General features: G+C 62.1%; 15 protein-coding genes and 1 riboswitch. Of the genes, 8 read left to right on the plus strand and 7 right to left on the minus strand.

Features of this window, described 5'->3' with window-relative positions; all coding sequences use genetic code 11:
- Positions 1-43: 43 nt before the first annotated feature.
- A complete protein-coding gene (locus HU742_RS19480) occupies positions 44-769 on the plus strand; it encodes a 4'-phosphopantetheinyl transferase family protein (RefSeq protein ID WP_202883649.1) in 726 nt (241 codons plus the stop codon).
- 16 nt (positions 770-785) lie between these two features.
- On the opposite strand, the gene HU742_RS19485 is transcribed toward HU742_RS19480, so the two are convergent.
- Both HU742_RS19485 and HU742_RS19490 read right to left on the minus strand, forming a co-directional pair.
- Positions 786-2396: an ATP-binding protein gene (locus HU742_RS19485; RefSeq protein ID WP_186640557.1), complete on the minus strand. Its 1611-nt coding sequence runs from the start codon at positions 2394-2396 to the stop codon at positions 786-788.
- Entirely contained in the window at positions 2393-3115 is a 723-nt protein-coding gene (locus tag HU742_RS19490) for a response regulator (RefSeq protein WP_186640555.1), read from the minus strand. The genes HU742_RS19485 and HU742_RS19490 overlap by 4 nt, the downstream gene beginning before the upstream one ends.
- Positions 3116-3976: 861 nt before the next feature.
- Between HU742_RS19490 and HU742_RS19495 the strand changes: the two genes are divergently transcribed.
- Complete coding sequence (locus HU742_RS19495) at positions 3977-6868, plus strand: ribonucleoside-diphosphate reductase subunit alpha (RefSeq protein WP_186644690.1); 2892 nt, start codon at positions 3977-3979, stop codon at positions 6866-6868.
- Between the two features lie 286 nt (positions 6869-7154).
- Here the strand turns inward: HU742_RS19495 and flgE are convergent, their stop codons facing one another.
- From flgE to HU742_RS19520, 5 genes are all read right to left on the minus strand, one after another.
- Positions 7155-8480, minus strand: coding sequence for a flagellar hook protein FlgE (gene flgE, locus HU742_RS19500; RefSeq protein WP_186644689.1), 1326 nt, complete (start codon positions 8478-8480; stop codon positions 7155-7157).
- Between the two features lie 28 nt (positions 8481-8508).
- The gene (gene flgD, locus HU742_RS19505) at positions 8509-9231 is read right to left on the minus strand and encodes a flagellar hook assembly protein FlgD (protein WP_186640550.1); all 723 of its coding nucleotides are present in this window, start codon (positions 9229-9231) and stop codon (positions 8509-8511) included.
- A 15-nt stretch (positions 9232-9246) separates the two neighbouring features.
- Positions 9247-9690 carry a flagellar basal body rod protein FlgC gene (gene flgC / locus HU742_RS19510; RefSeq protein ID WP_186644688.1) on the minus strand — a complete coding sequence of 148 codons (444 nt, stop codon included), beginning with the start codon at positions 9688-9690 and terminating at the stop codon, positions 9247-9249.
- A gap of 3 nt (positions 9691-9693) precedes the next feature.
- On the minus strand, positions 9694-10101 hold the full coding sequence (gene flgB, locus HU742_RS19515) for a flagellar basal body rod protein FlgB (protein ID WP_186615027.1): 408 nt from the start codon (positions 10099-10101) through the stop codon (positions 9694-9696).
- 286 nt (positions 10102-10387) lie between these two features.
- Complete coding sequence (locus tag HU742_RS19520) at positions 10388-10789, minus strand: hypothetical protein (RefSeq protein ID WP_186640548.1); 402 nt, start codon at positions 10787-10789, stop codon at positions 10388-10390.
- Between the two features lie 308 nt (positions 10790-11097).
- Positions 11098-11199, plus strand: a riboswitch (guanidine-I (ykkC/yxkD leader).
- 60 nt (positions 11200-11259) lie between these two features.
- Between HU742_RS19520 and HU742_RS19525 the strand changes: the two genes are divergently transcribed.
- From HU742_RS19525 to uca, 6 genes are all read left to right on the plus strand, one after another.
- Positions 11260-12327, plus strand: coding sequence for a putative urea ABC transporter substrate-binding protein (locus HU742_RS19525; RefSeq protein WP_186644687.1), 1068 nt, complete (start codon positions 11260-11262; stop codon positions 12325-12327).
- Between the two features lie 15 nt (positions 12328-12342).
- Positions 12343-13158, plus strand: a complete 816-nt coding sequence (locus HU742_RS19530; protein ID WP_186644686.1) for an ABC transporter permease — start codon at positions 12343-12345, stop codon at positions 13156-13158.
- The gene (locus HU742_RS19535) at positions 13155-13943 is read left to right on the plus strand and encodes an ABC transporter ATP-binding protein (protein WP_186644685.1); all 789 of its coding nucleotides are present in this window, start codon (positions 13155-13157) and stop codon (positions 13941-13943) included. The genes HU742_RS19530 and HU742_RS19535 overlap by 4 nt, the downstream gene beginning before the upstream one ends.
- A gap of 13 nt (positions 13944-13956) precedes the next feature.
- The gene (locus tag HU742_RS19540) at positions 13957-14682 is read left to right on the plus strand and encodes an urea amidolyase associated protein UAAP1 (RefSeq protein ID WP_186644684.1); all 726 of its coding nucleotides are present in this window, start codon (positions 13957-13959) and stop codon (positions 14680-14682) included.
- Positions 14683-14692: 10 nt separating this feature from the next.
- A complete protein-coding gene (locus HU742_RS19545) occupies positions 14693-15334 on the plus strand; it encodes an urea amidolyase associated protein UAAP2 (protein WP_186644683.1) in 642 nt (213 codons plus the stop codon).
- Positions 15335-15527: 193 nt separating this feature from the next.
- The gene (gene uca, locus HU742_RS19550) at positions 15528-19094 is read left to right on the plus strand and encodes an urea carboxylase (RefSeq protein ID WP_186644681.1); all 3567 of its coding nucleotides are present in this window, start codon (positions 15528-15530) and stop codon (positions 19092-19094) included.
- The last annotated feature ends 8 nt before the right edge of the window (positions 19095-19102 follow it).

Here is a 19102-nt window from a genome sequence, read left to right on the forward strand (position 1 = left end):
ACGCCACTACCCAGCCTCAAGCCAACCCGGCAAAATGCCCGGCATGAACCGACTCCCCGCCCTGCCCGCCTGCTGTTCGCCTCTGGATGAACACTGGCTGCTGCCCGACGCCTTGCCCGATACGGTGCTGGTCAGCACTCGCTTCAATCCACTGTTGCTCGTCGCTGACGATTTTCCCAACAGCGCCATCGAGCCGCCGGCGAGCATCCAGCGCTCGGTGGCCAAGCGGCAGGCGGAGTTCCTCGCCGGGCGAGTCTGCGCCCGAGCGGCCTTGCTGCGCCTTGACGGCCAAGCCTGCGTGCCGCCCATCGGCGAAGATCGCGCGCCCGTGTGGCCGGCCCATGTCAGCGGCTCGATCACCCACAGCACAGGCCGGGCGGCGGCGATTGTCGCGCAAAAACAACATTGGCAAGGGCTGGGCATGGATCTGGAAAACCTGCTCGACCCTGAGCGCGCCGAGCGCCTGGCCGGTGAAATCCTAACGCCCCCCGAGCTGCTGCGCCTGGCCACTGCCTCGCGAGATGACCGGGCGCTGCTGGTGACCCTGACCTTTTCCATGAAGGAAAGCCTGTTCAAAGCGCTGTACCCGATCGTCAGGCAGCGTTTTTACTTCGAACACGCTGAGGTCCTGGAGTGGGCGCACGATGGGCACGTGCGATTGCGCTTGTTGATCGACCTGTCGCCCGAGTGGCGTCATGGCAGTGAGCTGCACGGACAATTTGCTGTGAAGAATGGGCAATTGCTGAGTCTGGTGGGGATCAAGGCCTGAGATTGGGCCCCATCCCTCAAGACCGGTCCTGGTGCCTCGGCCAACTCAAGCTGAAACAGGCTCCTGCGAGGCTTTTGCTCCTACTGATCAACGCCCGGCCGTCATGCCAGTGGATGATCCGCCGCACGATCGACAGCCCCAATCCGTGGCCGCCCGACGCCCGCGCACGGCTGTCGTCCAGGCGCAGGAACGGCTTGAACACCCGTTCCCATGCCGCCTCCGGCACACCCGGCCCATCATCTTCGACGTCGACGCGGCAGCGCAGCTGCCCCACCTGGTAACTCACTGTGACCCGCGATTTGGCATGGCGCATGGCATTGCCCACCAGATTCTGCAAGGCACGATGCAGGAACCGCGGCTCGGCCTCGACCCAGGCACCATCGCAATCAGCGGCGGACAGGCACAGGCCGCGCTCTACGGTAATCCCGACGCGCAAGGGGCCTAGTTCTTCGATGACCTGATTGACCAAAGCATCCAGGTCCACTCGCTGAAAATTCAACGCCGGCGATCCTTGTTCCAGTCGGGCGTAGGTCAACATTTCATCCACCAGCCGGTCCAGATCTTCGATGTCGTGGTCCATGCCCGCCAGGTACTTGTCCCGGGCCTCGGGCGTGCTGGCGCTGCCGAGCATTTCCAGGCCGAAACGCAGGCGTGCCACCGGCGTGCGCAACTCATGGGAGACCGCGCGCACCAGTTCTCGCTGGATCGCCAGCAATTGCTGCAAATGCTCGGCCATGCCGTTGAACGCAGCGGCCAGGCGCCCCACCGAGTCGGCGCCCCGGGCGGGGACGCGGGTCTCCAGGCTGCCCTGGGCGATTTGAGTGGCGGCCGACTCGAGGCCGCGCAGGCGTCGCTCCAACTGGCGCACCAATAGATAGACGATCAAACCGATCAGGCTCAGCCCCAACGCGGCGATCAGCACCAGCCATTCGGGCGGGTACGGATTCATTTGGTACAACGGGCCGATCTCCAGAACCCACGGCGTGCCGACCATCCCGGCAAAGACCCGGATCGAGTCACCGCCCTTGCCCAGCGCCATCACCGTATCGCCCTCCGACACTCGCCGACGCTGATCGTCGTCCATGTCCGCCTGCTCGACCTTCATCAGCCGCAGGTCGAAACCGAAACCTTTCTCCTGCTTCAGTTGCGCGAGCCGTCCGGGCTGCTCGGCCACCGGGTAACGCACCAGTTCATCGGCCAGCAGATAGATAGTCGCCCGGGCCAGTTGCTCGCTGATCTGGCGAACCTCGCCCACCAGCGTCAACTGTTCACCATCACTGACCAGCCGATAGACCTTCGCCGCGTGCGGGCCGGTCTGCTCCACCAGGGCTTGACCGCGCAGCACGCGGGTGCGCTGCCCCAGGTCGAGGTCGGTCTGATTGAAAGTCCTCAGCTCCAGCGGAATGCCCAACAGGCGTTCCCACACCGCCAGCGCCCGGCGACGCTCGGTGTCGTTCATCGGCCGCAGGTTATCGGCCATCAGGGAAAACGTGCCATGGGCCAGGCGCTCGCGGTATTGCTCGCCACGCGTCTGGTTGAGCAGATGCAGGGCCAGCACGCCAAGCACCGCCACCAGCACCAGTGCCGCGCACATGCCACCGTAGATGCGCAGGAAAATCGAGTTCACGAAGCCGCGTCTACGCAGGCTTCGGGGACGAACAGGTAGCCTTTGCTGCGAATGGTCTTGATCAGCCGTGGATGCTCGGGGTCGTCGCCGATCTTGGGGCGGATGCGCGAGATACGCACATCGATCGAGCGGTCCTGGCCGTCGTAGCCGATGCCGCGCAGGGCGGTGAAGATCTCTTCACGGGACAGGATGCGCCCGGCGTTGGACACCAGTAGCCAGAGCAGGTCGAATTCGGCGCTGGTCAGTTCGATACCGTTGCCCTGCAACCAGGCTTCGCGCAAGGCGTTGTCCACCACCAACGGACCGAACTCCAGGCGCCGCTGTTTCTGCGGCACGGACGGCTCCGGTTCGCTGCGGCGCAACAGCGCCTGGATGCGCGCCAATAGCAGACGCGGGCGCACCGGCTTGCAGACATAGTCGTCGGCGCCCAGGTCCAGGCCCTGGATCTGATCGGTGTCATCGGAACGGGCGGTGAGTATCAGGATGGGTCCGTCATACTGCTCGCGCACTTTGCGACAGATACTCAGGCCATCTTCGCCGGGCAACATGAGGTCGAGGATCACCAAGTCCGGCTGCTCGCTGATAATCCGCTGCGCCGCCACCGCGCCGTTGCCTTCGATGGCGACGCGCAGGCCGTTGCTTTCCAGGTATTCGCGGGTCAGTTCGGCCAGACGCTGGTCATCCTCGACGATCAATATCTGCCAGGCTTCTTGTTCCACGGAGGGACCTCGTCTTGTAGGTATAAAAAGAAGAACCTGCACTCAACCGTGGCGAGGGAGCTTGCTCCCGCTGGGGTGCGAAGCGGCCCTAAGATTTTGCGGTCGCTGCGCAACCGAGCGGGAGCAAGCTCCCTCGCCACAAATGAACTGCCCGCTCAAGGTATTCGAACACAGCGCCTCCCGTCTTTTTGTCATATCAAAGGAGGATAAACACGCCCATGCACCGGCCGATTGTATAAACGCCGGCTGTACAGAAAACAAGCGGACAAATGCGTTCGGTCGGGCTGATTTGTGTGATACCGTCCGCGCCCGAAAAAACCCAGGGCTGTTTTCAACTCGTCAAATCGACGAAAAAAGCCGCGCTCCAGCAAGGTCGCGGCCTACAGAGCAGTTCCACGTTTCGCACACAAATTACGCACAGGCTTATCCACAGGTAGCACGTTGATTCATCCCCCAAAACGCATTATCTTGTAGCCCGCCGCGCAAAAAACCCTACATGTAGGGTTTCAGGCCAAAAACCAAACACAAGTTGGATAGAGAATTCAAGCGCTTTTCTTGCCTCTGTCCTCCTGCAACACGAGAGTTTTTCCAAGTCCAGACCGCCCCTGCGGATGGCGACTGTTTCAGGGTCTGGAACGACCGAAACGGTACGGGTGTTGCAGTCCTTTGCTGCCACCCCTGCAAACCCGGTTTCGAGCCCAGGCTCGCGACCCAAGAACTTCGGATGGAAGCGGCGCCACAGGCCCGTTTCCTACTGTCCCGAAGTTGTTATACCCGGCGCCAGTCGGTTGTAGTGCTTCAGGACGGAACGGTGGGCACCGTGATGGTGCCCAAATAAACATAGAGAACGTGGAGACACCCATGCACACCGACACAACTCGCGAGAACCCGCAGGGCACCGCGCCGCTGGCCGCCGATTCGAACCCGGATCTGTCCGCCACCGCGCCTGGCCAGCTGCGCGTGATCAAGCGTAACGGGACTGTCGTTCCTTATACCGATGACAAGATCACCGTCGCCATCACCAAAGCGTTTCTCGCAGTTGAGGGCGGCACCGCTGCCGCTTCGTCGCGAATCCATGACACCGTGGCCCGCCTGACCGAGCAAGTCACCGCGACCTTCAAGCGTCGCATGCCTTCGGGCGGCACCATCCACATCGAAGAAATCCAGGACCAGGTCGAACTGGCCCTGATGCGTGCCGGCGAGCAGAAAGTCGCTCGCGACTACGTGATCTACCGTGACTCGCGCGCCAAGGAACGTGCTATCCGCACCCCGGCCGACGCACCGGTCCAGGCTCACCCTTCGATCCGCATCGCCCGCGCCGACGGCAGCCTGGCGCCGCTGGACATGGGTCGCCTGAACACTATCGTCACCGAAGCCTGCGAAGGCCTGGAAGAAGTCGACGGCGACCTGATCCAGCGCGAAACCCTGAAGAACCTCTATGACGGCGTCGCGCTCAAGGACGTCAACACCGCCCTGGTGATGACCGCGCGGACCCTGGTGGAACGCGAGCCGAACTACTCGTTCGTCACTGCCCGCCTGCTGATGGACACCTTGCGCGCCGAAGGCCTGAGCTTCCTGGAAGTCGCCGAGAGCGCGACCCACCACGAAATGGTCGACCTGTACGCCAAGGCCCTGCCGGCCTACGTCGCCAAAGGTATCGAGTTCGAATTGCTGAACCCTGTCCTGGCCGAGTTCGACCTGGAAAAACTCGGCAAGGCGATCAACCACGAGCGCGACCAGCAGTTCACCTACCTGGGCCTGCAAACCCTCTACGACCGTTACTTCATCCACAAGGATGGCATCCGTTTCGAACTGCCGCAGATCTTCTTCATGCGCGTGGCCATGGGCCTGGCGATCGAAGAGAAGCAGCGCGAAGACCGTGCGATCGAGTTCTACAACCTGTTGTCGTCGTTCGACTACATGGCCTCGACCCCGACCCTGTTCAACGCCGGCACCCTGCGTCCGCAGCTGTCGAGCTGCTACCTGACCACCGTGCCGGACGACTTGTCGGGCATCTACGGCGCGATCCACGACAACGCCATGTTGTCGAAATTCGCCGGCGGCCTGGGCAACGACTGGACTCCGGTTCGCGCATTGGGCTCGTACATCAAGGGCACCAACGGCAAATCCCAGGGCGTCGTGCCGTTCCTCAAAGTGGTCAACGACACCGCCGTAGCGGTCAACCAGGGCGGCAAGCGCAAGGGCGCGGTCTGTGCCTACCTGGAAACCTGGCACATGGACATCGAAGAGTTCATCGAGCTGCGCAAGAACACCGGTGATGATCGTCGTCGTACCCACGACATGAACACCGCCAACTGGATCCCGGACCTGTTCATGAAGCGCGTCTTCGATGACGGCAAGTGGACCCTGTTCTCGCCATCCGAAGTGCCGGACCTGCACGACCTGACCGGCAAGGCTTTCGAAGAGCGCTACGAGTACTACGAAGCCCTGACCGAGTACAACAAGATCAAGCTGTTCAAAGTCGTACAGGCCAAAGACCTGTGGCGCAAGATGCTGTCGATGCTGTTCGAAACCGGCCACCCATGGCTGACCTTCAAGGACCCGTGCAACCTGCGCAGCCCGCAGCAGCACGTGGGCGTGGTCCACAGCTCGAACCTGTGCACCGAGATCACCCTGAACACCAACAAGGACGAGATTGCGGTCTGCAACCTGGGCTCGATCAACCTGCCGAACCACATCAAGGACGGCAAGCTGGACACCGCCAAGCTGCAACGCACCGTGAACACCGCCGTGCGCATGCTCGACAACGTGATCGACATCAACTACTACTCGGTGCCGCAAGCGAAGAACTCCAACTTCAAGCACCGTCCGGTCGGCCTGGGCATCATGGGCTTCCAGGACGCGCTGTACCTGCAGCACATCCCGTACGGTTCGGACGCTGCCGTCGAGTTCGCCGACAAGTCCATGGAAGCGGTCAGCTACTACGCGATCCAGGCTTCCTGCGACCTGGCCGACGAGCGTGGCGCCTACGAGACGTTCCAGGGTTCGCTGTGGTCCCAGGGCATCCTGCCGCTGGACTCGCAACAGATCCTGATCGCCCAGCGCGGCCAGAAGTACATCGATGTCGACCTGAACGAATCCCTGGACTGGGCACCGGTTCGCGCCCGTGTACAGAAAGGTATCCGTAACTCCAACATCATGGCCATCGCACCGACCGCGACCATCGCCAACATCACCGGCGTGTCGCAATCGATCGAACCGACCTATCAGAACCTGTACGTGAAATCGAACCTGTCGGGCGAATTCACCGTGATCAACCCGTACCTGGTTCGCGACCTCAAGGCTCGCGGCCTGTGGGACTCGGTCATGATCAACGACCTGAAGTACTACGACGGTTCGGTGCAGCAGATCGAACGCATCCCGCAGGAGCTCAAGGAGCTCTACGCTACTGCGTTCGAAGTGGACACCAAGTGGATCGTCGACGCCGCCAGCCGTCGCCAGAAGTGGATCGACCAGGCCCAGTCACTGAACCTGTACATTGCCGGCGCCTCGGGCAAGAAGCTCGACGTGACCTACCGCATGGCCTGGTACCGTGGTCTGAAAACCACTTACTACCTCCGTGCCCTGGCCGCCACCAGCACCGAGAAGTCGACCATCAACACCGGCAAGCTGAACGCGGTTTCCAGCGGCGGCAACCACGGTGACGATTCGGTCCTGGCTGCTCCAGCCGGACCTGCGCCAGTGCCAAAGGCCTGCGCCATCGACGAGCCGGATTGCGAAGCTTGCCAATAAGCTGAGCGGGTAGGCGCTGCAAGGCGCCTGCTGAAGAAGCCTCCGATAGACCGCTGGTTTATCGGGGGTTTTCTTTTGCCTGGAGAAAGCCAGAGCCTGGACTTGATCGTTCCTACGCTCTGCGTGGGAATGCATCCCGTGACGCTCTGCGTCCCCCTTCAGAGACGGAACGCGGAGCGTCCGTGGCGGCATTCCCACGCAGAGCATGGGAACGATCGAATAGCCGCTCACAAAAAAGCCCCTCTTGCGAGGGGCTCTTCATGCAGCCTTCAAGCAACCAGCGTTATCAAGCCATCTGAATGATGGTCTGCATGATGGTGCTCTGGGTGGAGATGGTCTTGGCGTTCGCCTGGTAGTTGCTTTGTGCCTTGATCAGCTCGACCAGTTCGTTGGTCAGGTTGACGTTGGACTCTTCCAGGGAGTTGGAGACGATCGAGCCCAAGGTGCCGGTTTGCGGAGCATCGTAGCCCGGGATACCCGAAGCGAATGTTTCCTTCCAGCTGGTGCCGCCTACCGGCTGCAGGCCTTGCTCGTTGGTGAAGCTGGCGAGCGCGAGCTGGCCGATCGGCTTGGTCTGGTTGTTGCTGAAGTTGGCCAGCAATACACCGCTGCCGTCGATGGTCAGGTTGGTGATCTGGCCAGTGGCGTAGCCGTTCTGGGCCGGGATCGAACGAGCGGTGTCGGCGTTGAACTGGGTGGTGTTGGCCATTGAGATCGTAATGGTCGAGGAGCCCGCGCCGTTGGCGGTCCATGTACCATTGGTCACGGTGCCTGGGACCCAACCAACCAGGTTCAGATCATTGCTGATAACTGGCGGGGGGGCCGGAACAGTCGGCGGAACGGTCGGCGGGACCGGGGTACTGACCTGGGTCAATCGGCCATTCGTGTCGAACGTCATCGTCGAAGGAACAGGCGCGTTCGGAGCAACCGGCGCGGTGCCATTGAGGTTACGACCATCGATCAGCGTGTAGACGTCCCAGGTATTGGCGCCCGTCTTGACCATGTACTGGTCCATCGAGTGCTGGTTGCCTTGGGTATCGTAGACCGGGGTAGTGAATTGTTTGGTGAACGTCGCGGTGTCGGTCGGATTGAACGCTACAGCGATCGGGGTCGCCGTCGAGTTCAGGTTGATCGTCGACGAAACCAGGCTGGTGGCGCTCGGCGGCAGGTTCGAGGTGTCGATGCGCAGGTCGGTCAGGATACCGTTCTGGATCTTGCCGTTGGCATCCACGCCATAACCCTGCAAGCGTGCAGTGCCATCGCTGTTGGTGACGTAGCCTTCCTTGTCGGTCTTGAAGGTACCGGCACGGGTGTAGCTCAGCGAGCCGTCGTTGCTCAGGACAAAAAAGCCCTGGCCCTGGATACCCATGTCCAGCACGTTGCCGGTGTTGTTCACGTCACCCTGGCCGAACTGTTGTGAAACGTTGGCCAGGCGCACGCCGTTGCCGACGGTCTTGGAGCCCGAACCCAGCTTGGTGGCCGAGTAGACGTCTTCGAATTCCGCACGGGACGATTTGAAACCGGTGGTCGCCACGTTGGCGATGTTGTTGCCGGTCACGTCCAGCTGTTTGTTGGCAGCATAGAGACCGCTAAGGCCGATGTTAAAAGACATGTTGACTCCTTTTGCCGGTTAGTCGGCTCTACATACCAATAGTTTGTACTTTGGACAGGGCAATGCTGCCCAGCCCGGCCAGGTTGAGCATCAGCTCACCGCCCGTCTGGCTGATCGTTACGCTGCTGACCGTGGCCGGCAGGTTGGTGATCAGCGACGTGGCCTTGCCATCGATGGTGGTCGATGCCGCGAAGGTGTACGTGCCCGACTCGACGGTCGCGCCCGCATCGTTCTTCCCATCCCAGATGAACGCCGAGTTGCCGGCGTTCTGGCTGCCCAGGTCGATTGTGCGGACGGTCTTGCCGTCCTTGTCCACGATCTTGACGGCGACGGAGGACACCGATGCCGGTACCACCACCGTGCCGTTGAGGCTCTTGGAGGTATCGACCACGGCCTTGTCACCGGGCGCGATGACCGAGCGACCGACCAGCGACGAAGCCTGCAAGGCCTGGGACGAGTTGTAGTTGCCGGCGATGCCGCTCACGGTTTGGTTGAGGGTGGTGATGCCTTCCAGGCTGCTGAATTGAGCCAGCTGGGCAACGAACTCACCGTTGTCCTGAGGCTCCAGCGGGTTCTGGTTTTTCAGCTGGGTCACGAGCAGTTGCAGGAACGCATCCTTGCCCAGCTCTTTCTTGCCGGCGGCAGCGGTGGTCGCCGCACCCAGGCCATCGGTCGTGGTGTTGGTCTTGACCGAGGAGTTGGCCAGAATCTCGTTGAGGCTCAAACCGCTGGTGGTGTTGGTGACGCTCATGTGAATCGCCCCTTATCACTGACCGAGGGTCAGGACCTTCTGCATCATGGTTTTGGCGGTGTTCATCATTTCGACGTTGGTCTGGAACGAACGACTGGCGGAAATCATGTCGGCCATTTCTTCGACAACGTTGACGTTCGGGTAATAGACATAACCCTTGGCGTCCGCGGCCGGATGGTTTGGTTCATAACGAGCGTCGAGGTTGCTCTGGTCTTCGACCACGCCAAGCACCTGTACGCCCTGCCCGGCTGCGTCCTGGTCCTGGAACAGCGAGTCGCTGCCGCCAGACTGGCCGCCCTGGAACATGGTGGCGAAGACCGGGTGACGGGCGCGGTAGGTCTGGTCGATGCTCGACGAAACAGTCTCGGCGTTGGCGATGTTACTGGCGACGGTGTTCAGGCGAGTGGTCTGGGCACTCATGGCACTGCCGGCGATATGGAATACGCTCGCGATCGACATGACTTACTCTCCACGCAGGGCTGATACCAGCCCTTTGAATTTACTGTTGAGCAGGGTGAAGCTGGCCTGGAAGTTCACGGAGTTTTCCGCGTAGTTGGACTGTTCCAGTTGAGCGTCCACGGTGTTCTGGTCGATCGACGGCTGCATCGGCGTGCGGTACATCAGCGATTCGTCGCCACTGCCCAGGCCTTCGGCTTCGATATGACGGTTGTTGGTCATGTTCAAGGCGAAGTGGCCGTTCTTGGTCTTTTCGTTCTGCTCGGCGAGCACCTTGGAGAAGTCCAAGTCACGCGCCTTGTAGTTCGGGGTGTCGGCGTTGGCGATGTTGTTGGCCAGGACTTCGGCACGCTGGGCGCGGAAGCTCAGGGCCTGTTCGTGGATACCGAGCGCTTTATCGAAGCTGATGCTCATGTCGGAAACCTTTGGGTGACCAGAAATGTACTTACGATGGCTTTAGCAAGCGCCGTGCCACTTGCGAAAAGCCCCGTAAACCGGGGCTTTGCGGGATATCGGCACGACGGCAATGCCAGAAAAGCGGCAATCGGCTTCCGCTGGCTGCCGCTTTTCTGCCGCTTTTAGCCAGTAGTCTTCGAACAAACGGGCGAGCGGCAAAAGAGGGAGTGGTTCCTGGGTACGTATAAAAAGCCCACGTATAAAAAAAGCGGCGCTCAATGCGCCGCTTTATGCTGCCACTCTGTCAGCGATGGCCGCCCCGCCCATCATGACCGCCGCGTCCCCGGTGATCGCGTCCGCGATCACGACCGCCTCGACCACCGCGATCGTCGTTCCAGCCGCCCCGATCACGGCCATCCCAGCCGCCCCGGTGTGGATAAGGCCGGTACGCTGCTCGCGGGGGCGAGTAATAACGGGGCCCATGCTGGTAATAACGCGGTGCCGAGTAATAACGTGGTGCCGGCTGATAGTACCGTGGCGCGTAGTAGCCACGTGGGGCCGAATAATAACTCCCGCCACCGTAATAGACCGGCGCTGGCGAGGTGTAGACCTCGGAACGGTAATAGTTCGAACCTCCTCCCTCGTAAGGCACGCAGGCCGAAAGAGATAAACCGAGAAACGCAATGAACAGCAGTCGTCGATACATGGCGGCCTCCTGGACCGCGAATGGGCCACGTCAGCGACGCTGACGGGCGGCAGTCATCTATTGAGGTGACTGACGATTAATCTGACAGTGAAATCGGAATCTGGTGCGACGCGGCAATAACTCGAAACATGTAGCCTTTTGCTTTATTCCGGTGCGCGAATGGCACCACAACAACGCATGAACCAACCCTCTGGCCCGCACCAAAAATAGCCAAACCGCTCTAGCTCGGCCATTGCACGGACTTGGCACGGCTCTCGCTTTAACGAATCTCGTGCAGGAGTCATCACAGGTTCGCGGCACCACAATTTGCAATGGCTGACTAGGGTTCCGGCTCGCCTCTGGCGAGTGGCTGGTCCGAGAGTTGGCGACCTCCAGTTGAGGTTACACGGCGGGACAAAAGCCCGGGAGACAAGCCACCGTTCGCGGTGCCGCGTTGCTCCTGTCCGCCCTTGATCAACTGGAGAACCACCATGTTCAAGCTTCGTCTGTCCGCCCTGCTCCTCGCCGCGCTCTCGGCCCTCATGAGCTTCTCGTCCGTCGCAGCCCAGAAAGACCACTTCAGCGTCTGCTGGACCATTTACGCCGGCTGGATGCCCTGGGAATACGCCGGTAGCCAAGGCATCGTCGATAAATGGGCGAAAAAATACGGCATCAAGATCGATGTCGTGCAGCTCAACGACTACGTTGAATCCATCAACCAATACACCGCCGGTCAGTTCGACGGCTGCACCATGACCAACATGGACGCCCTGACCATTCCCGCCGCTGGCGGAGTGGACAGCACCGCGCTGATCATCAGTGATTTCTCCAATGGCAACGACGGCGTCGTCCTCAAGGGCGAAAGCAAGAAAGTCGCCGACCTCAAGGGCATGGACGTCAATCTGGTGGAACTGTCGGTGTCCCATTACCTGCTGGCCCGCGCCCTGGATTCGGTGGGCCTCACCGAGAAAGACCTGAAAGTCGTCAACACCTCCGATGCCGATATCTCCGCAGCCTTCAACACCGATGAGGTCAAGGCTGTCACCACCTGGAACCCCATGCTGTCGGACATCAAGGCCCAGCCCGGCGTCAGCGAGGTGTTCAACTCCAGTCAGATCCCCGGCGAGATCATGGACATGATGGTGGTCAACACCCAGACCCTTCAGGACAACCCGGCCTTGGGCAAGGCACTGACCGGTGCCTGGTTTGAAGTGGTCGCGCTGATGAACGCCAAGAACGCAGCCGCCAAGGCCGCACTGGAACACATGGCCAAGGCATCGGGCACTGACCTCAAAGGTTTCCAGGCGCAACTGGACACCACCAAGTTGTTCGCCACGCCCAAGGAAGCGCTCACCTTCGCCACCAGCGAACAACTGCCCGCCACCATGGGCAAGGTGGCCGAATTTTCGTTCCAGCACGGTTTGCTGGGTGAAGGCGCCAAGGATGCGGACGCGGTCGGCATGGCGTTCGCCAATGGCGTGACCCGTGGCGACAAGGCCAACCTGAAGCTGCGCTTCGATCCCACCTATGTACAGCTGGCCACCGACGGCAAGCTGTAGAACGGAGGACCTGGCATGCGCCTGATCAACCGCCACCCGGATCGTCCCAGCCGCTTGCTGTTGGTGATCCTGCCATTCGCGCTGGTGTTGTTCGCCTACTTCATGGGCTCGGCCGAACGGTTGATGGACAACCCCAACGACAAGCTGCTGCCCAGCGCCGTGCAAATGAGCGATGCGGTCAAACGACTGGCTTTCACCGCCGATGCCCGCAGCGGTGATTACCTGCTTTGGCAGGACACCGCTTCCAGCCTGCGCCGATTGGCGATTGGCCTGGGCATCAGTGCCGCCGCCGGGCTGTGCCTGGGCATCGCCGCCGGTACCCTGCCACTGTTCGGCGCACCGCTGTCGCCTTTGCTCACCGTGCTTTCGATGGTGCCGCCACTGGCCATCCTGCCGATTCTCTTCATCGTCTTCGGCTTGGGGGAGTTGTCGAAAGTGATGCTGATCGTGATCGGCATCACGCCGTGCCTGGCGCGCGACCTGGAACAGCGCGCCCGGGAGATTCCGCTGGAACTGCTGATCAAGGCGCAGACCCTCGGGGCTTCAACCTGGACCCTGATGCTGCGCGTGGTGCTGCCGCAATTGCTGCCGCGCCTGTTGATCTCCCTGCGGCTGATGCTGGGTTCGGCCTGGCTGTTTCTGATCGCCGCCGAAGCCATCGCCTCCACCGATGGGCTGGGCTATCGGATTTTCCTCGTGCGTCGGTACTTGGCGATGGATGTGATCTTGCCTTACGTGGCCTGGATCACTCTGCTCGCCTGGCTGATGGACTGGGGCCTCAAGCGTCTCACCCGCCAAGCGTTCCCCTGGTACGAGGGGGCGAAGGCATGAGTTTCATCCAAGTCAACAACGTCTGGCAGCAGTATGCCGACCAAGTGGTGCTCGAACGATTGAACCTGAGCGTCTCCGAGGGCGAGTTCTGCACGCTGGTGGGCGCGTCGGGTTGCGGCAAGTCGACTTTCCTGCGGCTACTGCTAGGCCAGGAACGCGCCAGTCGCGGACAGATCCTGCTGGATGGCAACCCCTTGGCCGGCGAACCGGATGCCAGCCGGGGCGTGGTGTTCCAGCGCTACTCGGTGTTCCCGCACCTGACGGTGCTGGACAACGTCGCCCTGGGCCTGGAGCTGCCGCGCTCGCCGCTGCTGGGGCGTCTGTTCGGCAGCGCCAAACGCCAGGCTCGCGAAGAGGCCGCACAACTGCTGGACAAAGTCGGCCTGGGCCATGCGTCGGAAAAATACCCCGCGCAGCTTTCCGGCGGCATGCAACAGCGCCTGGCGATTGCCCAGGCACTGATCATGAAGCCCCGCGTCCTGTTGCTCGATGAACCCTTCGGCGCCCTCGACCCCGGCATCCGCAAAGACATGCATGAGCTGCTGCTGGCGCTGTGGCGCGAAACCCGGCTGACGGTGTTCATGGTCACTCACGACCTGTCCGAAGGTTTCAGCCTTGGCACGCGCCTGCTGGTGTTCGACAAGGTTCGCGTCGATCCACACGCCCCTGGCGCCTATGGCGCACGCATCACCTACGACATCCCATTGAACAGCGACCGCCGCACCGCCCGTGCCGCCGTCGACGCCCTGCCCGCCGAACTGGCTGGCACGTTGCGTATCGCTTGAAAGGAGTTTTTCCATGACCGATTCGATCCAGCTGTTTGCGCCCTTCGCCGAAGAATTGCTGCCCGGTGGCGGTCACCGTTCGTTCGTGCTCAAGCGCGGCCAGTTGCTGCGCCTGACCGATCTGCGCGGCGGCGCCAATGTGAGCCTGACGATGCTCAATGCCAACGAGAAAACCGAACGCCTGAACCTGCCGGACAGCCTGAAATGCCAACACACCGCCAAGCTCACCGCCGGCCATTGCCTGTATTCGGACATGGGCCGGGTGCTGGCGGCGATCACCGCTGACACCTGCGGCTGGAGCGACAGCCTCGGCGGCGTGCTCTGCGCTGAGGAGGTCGCTGAAAAATACGGTCAGGGCCGCTATCAGGAACTGCGCAACGGCTTCTTTCGCAACGGCACCGACAACTTGCTGGTGGAACTGGGCAAATGGGGGCTGGGCCTGTCCGACCTGCTGATGACCCTCAACCTGTTCAGCCGGGTGAATGTCGACGAGGCTGGACATTTTCACTTCGTCGAAGGCAATTCCAAGGCCGGCGACTACATCGAGCTGTACGCACCGATGGACACGCTGGTGGTACTGACGGCGCTGCAACACCCGATGGACCCGAACCCGCAATACGCGCCGCAGCCGCTCAAGCTCAGCTGGATGAACGCCAACCCCAGCGTCGCCGAACACTGCCGTCATTCGCGCCCGGAAAACCAGCGCGGCTTCATCAATACCGATCGCCTGTTCGCCTGAGGATCGTCCCATGTCACTTGCCATCGCCACCGCCCACAAGCAACCCGACACCGCCGTCTACCGCGCCACGATCCCCGCCGGGGAACCTTGGCTGACGGAGGTCAAGGCGGGCCAGACCCTGCGCATCCTCGACCTGGAGGGCAACCAGGCAGTCGATACGCTGTTCTACAGCCTGGCCAATCCCAAGGAACGCTATGACGTGCAGCGCACCCTGCGTCGGCAGAACAGCGTTTACCTGAGCACCGGCAGCGTACTGTATTCCAACCTCGGTCGGCCGATGCTGACCATCGTCGAAGACACCTGCGGTCGCCACGACACCCTAGGCGGCGCCTGCGCCCAGGAAAGCAACACCGTGCGCTACGCCCTGGAAAAACGCCACATGCACAGCTGCCGCGACAACTACCTGCGGGCCTGCGCCCATGATGGCCGGCTGGGCAAAGGCGACATCGGGCCGAACATCAATTTCTTCATGAACGTGCCGGTCACCGTCGACGGTGGCCTGACGTTCGAAGACGGGATCTCGGCCCCGGGCAAATACGTCGACCTGCGGGCCGAAATGGACGTGATCGTGTTGATCTCCAATTGCCCGCAACTGAATAACCCGTGCAACGCCTACAACCCCACCCCTGCGGAGCTGCTGATATGGAACTGAAACTCATCCGCCTGCGACGCTGGCTGTACGCGCTGTGCCAGAGCCGATCGGGGCAGTGCATCAAGTAACACTTGATCCCTATCGGGCAGGTGTTTGAAAGCTTCGCCGCCGGGGACGACCTCGACGGCCATCGAAAACTGCGGGACGGCCCGCCTCCCAGTTCAGGCAGCACGCATGCCTGAGGGGTCATGCCATGTTCGAAAAAATCCTCATTGCCAACCGTGGCGCCATCGCCTGCCGCATCCTGCGGACTTTGCGCGAGCTGAAGGTCGAAGGTGTCGCGGTGTATTCCCAGGCCGATGCCGCCAGCCTGCACATTCTGCAAGCCGATCAAGCGCACTGCCTGGGCGAAGGCGCGGCGGCTGGCACCTACTTGGCGGTGGACAAGCTCTTGGCGATTGCCAAAAGCAGCGGCGCGACGGCGATTCATCCCGGCTATGGTTTTCTCTCGGAAAACGCCGCCTTCGCCGAGGCCTGCGAGGCCGCCGACATTGCCTTCATCGGCCCAACGCCAGAGCAGCTGCGGGTGTTCGGTCTCAAGCACACCGCACGTGACCTGGCCCGGCAACACGGCGTGCCGCTGCTCGAAGGCACCGAACTACTCGACAGCCTCGACGATGCGTTGCTGGCCGGCACTCGGGTCGGCTACCCGGTGATGCTCAAGAGCACGGCGGGCGGTGGCGGCATCGGCATGCGCGTGTGTCGCAGCGCCGCCGAATTGAGTGAGTCGTTTGAGGCGGTCAAGCGCCTCGGGCAGAACAACTTCAGCGATGCCGGCGTGTTCATCGAGAAATACATCGAACGCGCGCGGCACCTGGAGGTGCAGGTGTTCGGCGACGGCCAGGGCCAAGTGATCGCGCTCGGCGTGCGCGATTGCTCGGTGCAACGGCGCAACCAGAAAGTCATTGAAGAGACCCCGGCACCGAACCTGCCCGAGGGCATGGCCGATGCGCTCTGCGCGGCGGCGATCAAACTGGCCCAGGCTGTGAACTACCGCAGCGCCGGCACCGTGGAATTCGTGTTCGACAGCGACGCCGGGCGCTTTTATTTCCTGGAGGTGAACACTCGCCTGCAAGTGGAGCACGGCGTCACCGAACAAGTATGGGGCATCGACCTGGTGCGCTGGATGGTGCAACTGGCCGCCGGTGACCTGCCGCCGCTGAATGAGCTGAGCCAGGGTTTGAAAGCCGAGGGCCATGCGATTCAAGCGCGCGTATACGCCGAGGATCCGGGCCGGGATTTCCAGCCGAGCCCAGGCTTGCTGACCGCCGTGCAATTTCCCGAAGCCGACGGCAAGCATCTGCGCATCGACACTTGGGTCGAGGCCGGATGCCAGATCCCACCGTACTTTGATCCGATGATCGCCAAGGTCATCCGTTGGGCGCCGACCCGCGAGCAAGCCCGCCTGGGCTTGCACCAGGCGCTGGCTCAAAGCTTGTTGTATGGCGTGGAAACCAACCGCGTCTATTTGCAACAGATCCTGCTCGATGCGCCCTTCGCCAGCGGCCAGCCATGGACGCGGTGCCTGGAAGAGCTGGTCTATCGCGCCAACACCGTCGAGGTGCTCAGCCCCGGCACCCAGACCAGTGTGCAGGACTACCCCGGCCGCCTCGGTTATTGGGCGGTGGGCGTTCCCCCGTCGGGGCCGATGGACAGCCGCTCGCTGCGCCAAGGCAATCGCCTGCTGGGCAACGATGAAGGCGCCGCGGCGCTGGAAATCACCATGAGCGGGCCGCTGCTGCGCTTCAACTGCGACGCTCGAGTGGCCGTGACCGGCGCGCCGATTGCGCTGAGCCTCGATGGCGATACCGTTCCAATGAACACGCCGCTGTCGATCAAGGCCGGTGCCACCCTCTCCATCGGCACGATATCCGGCGCCGGCGCGCGCAGTTACCTGTGCCTGCAGGGCGGCGTGCAAGTGCCGGATTACCTGGGCAGCAAAAGCACCTTCACCCTCGGCCAGTTCGGCGGCCACGGCGGGCGGGCGCTGTGCACCGGTGACGTGTTGCACCTGGCAGCGCTGGATCCGCACGCGGTACTGCCGGACCAGCACCAACCGACCCTGGCGCTGCCTGACGTGCGGCAGATTCGGGTGATTTATGGCCCCCATGGCGCGCCGGAATATTTCACCGAGCGCTACATGCAGACCTTTTTCGACACGCACTGGGAAGTGCATTTCAACTCCAGCCGCACCGGCGTGCGACTGATCGGCCCCAAGCCTGAATGGGTGCGTGCCGACGGCGGCGAAGCGGGGTTGCATCCTTCCAACATCCATGACAATCCCTACGCCATCGGCGCGGTGGATTTTACCGGCGACATGCCCGTCATCCTTGGCCCCGACGGCCCGAGCCTGGGCGGATTCGTCTGCCCGGTGACGGTGATCGAAGCAGATCTCTGGCAACTGGGGCAACTCAAGGCCGGGGACAAGGTGCGCTTTGTGCCGGTGGATTTATCGACCGCACGATCACTGGCCACGCGACCCACAGGTTCTGTGGATACCCAAACACTGATCTCGCCTGTCGTGCTGAACATCGGCCAGGACGACACCCGACTGGTCGCTCGCCTCTCGGGCGACACCCACCTGCTGCTGGAAATCGGCGCCCCCGAGCTGGACCTGGTGCTGCGCTTTCGAGCCCACGCCCTGATGCAGGCGCTGGAGCAAAAACAGCTGCACGGCGTGATCGACCTGACGCCGGGCATTCGCTCGCTGCAAGTGCACTACCAACCCGAGCAATTGCCCCTGGCCGAGTTGCTGGCGATCGTCGCTGGCGAATGGGATGCGGTGTGTGCCGCGCAAGACCTGCAAGTGCCGTCACGCATCGTCCATCTGCCGCTGTCCTGGGACGATCCGGCCTGCCAGCTGGCCATCGAAAAATACATGACCACGGTGCGCAAGGACGCCCCCTGGTGCCCCAGCAACCTGGAGTTCATCCGTCGCATCAACGACCTGCCCAACCTCGACGAAGTGCAGCGCACGGTGTTCGACGCCAGTTACCTGGTGATGGGCCTGGGTGATGTCTACCTCGGCGCGCCAGTTGCCACGCCGCTGGACCCTCGGCATCGGCTGGTGACCACCAAATACAACCCGGCCCGCACCTGGACCGCCGAGAACTCGGTGGGCATCGGCGGTGCCTATATGTGCGTGTACGGCATGGAAGGCCCAGGCGGTTATCAGTTTGTCGGGCGCACCCTGCAGATGTGGAACCGTTATCGGGACGTCGCCGCGTTCGACGGCAAACCCTGGCTGTTGCGATTCTTCGACCAGATCCGTTTTTACCCGGTCAGTGCCGATGAATTGTTGCGCATCCGCCGTGATTTCCCCCTGGGCCGCTTCGACCTGAACATCGAACACAGCCAGCTCAACCTCGCTGATTATCAGCGCTTCCTGGCAGCGGAAGCGGACAGCATCGCCGCGTTCCGCCAGCAGCAACAAGGCGCCTTCAATGCCGAGCGCGAGCGCTGGATCGCCAGCGGCCAGGCGCACTTCGACAGTGAAGAACCGGCCATCGCGCCGAGCGAAGATTCGCCGCTGAGCGCGCGGCAATTGAGCGTCGACAGCCACATCGCCGGCAATCTCTGGCAGGTCCAGGTGGAGGTGGGGACGCACGTCGCCGCCGGGGACGTACTGGTGATTCTGGAGTCGATGAAAATGGAAATCCCGCTGCTCGCGCCTGTGGCCGGGGTGGTGCGCGAGGTACGCGTCCAGCCAGGTTCGGCGGTGCGCGCCGGGCAACGCGTGGTGGTGCTGGAACGTGACTGAACTCAATC

It is taken from the genome of Pseudomonas marvdashtae (assembly GCF_014268655.2).
In the GTDB taxonomy this organism is placed as follows: Bacteria; Pseudomonadota; Gammaproteobacteria; order Pseudomonadales; family Pseudomonadaceae; genus Aquipseudomonas; species Aquipseudomonas marvdashtae.

Bases quoted from the DNA above. Each gene is read 5' to 3' on its own strand.
- HU742_RS19480 (WP_202883649.1), top strand. From the start codon at position 44: ATGAACCGACTCCCCGCCCTGCCCGCCTGCTGTTCGCCTCTGGATGAA.
- HU742_RS19495 (WP_186644690.1), top strand. From the start codon at position 3,977: ATGCACACCGACACAACTCGCGAGAACCCGCAGGGCACCGCGCCGCTG.
- flgE (WP_186644689.1), bottom strand. From the start codon at position 8,480: ATGTCTTTTAACATCGGCCTTAGCGGTCTCTATGCTGCCAACAAACAG.
- flgD (WP_186640550.1), bottom strand. From the start codon at position 9,231: ATGAGCGTCACCAACACCACCAGCGGTTTGAGCCTCAACGAGATTCTG.
- flgC (WP_186644688.1), bottom strand. From the start codon at position 9,690: ATGTCGATCGCGAGCGTATTCCATATCGCCGGCAGTGCCATGAGTGCC.
- flgB (WP_186615027.1), bottom strand. From the start codon at position 10,101: ATGAGCATCAGCTTCGATAAAGCGCTCGGTATCCACGAACAGGCCCTG.
- HU742_RS19520 (WP_186640548.1), bottom strand. From the start codon at position 10,789: ATGTATCGACGACTGCTGTTCATTGCGTTTCTCGGTTTATCTCTTTCG.
- HU742_RS19525 (WP_186644687.1), top strand. From the start codon at position 11,260: ATGTTCAAGCTTCGTCTGTCCGCCCTGCTCCTCGCCGCGCTCTCGGCC.
- HU742_RS19530 (WP_186644686.1), top strand. From the start codon at position 12,343: ATGCGCCTGATCAACCGCCACCCGGATCGTCCCAGCCGCTTGCTGTTG.
- HU742_RS19535 (WP_186644685.1), top strand. From the start codon at position 13,155: ATGAGTTTCATCCAAGTCAACAACGTCTGGCAGCAGTATGCCGACCAA.
- HU742_RS19540 (WP_186644684.1), top strand. From the start codon at position 13,957: ATGACCGATTCGATCCAGCTGTTTGCGCCCTTCGCCGAAGAATTGCTG.
- HU742_RS19545 (WP_186644683.1), top strand. From the start codon at position 14,693: ATGTCACTTGCCATCGCCACCGCCCACAAGCAACCCGACACCGCCGTC.
- uca (WP_186644681.1), top strand. From the start codon at position 15,528: ATGTTCGAAAAAATCCTCATTGCCAACCGTGGCGCCATCGCCTGCCGC.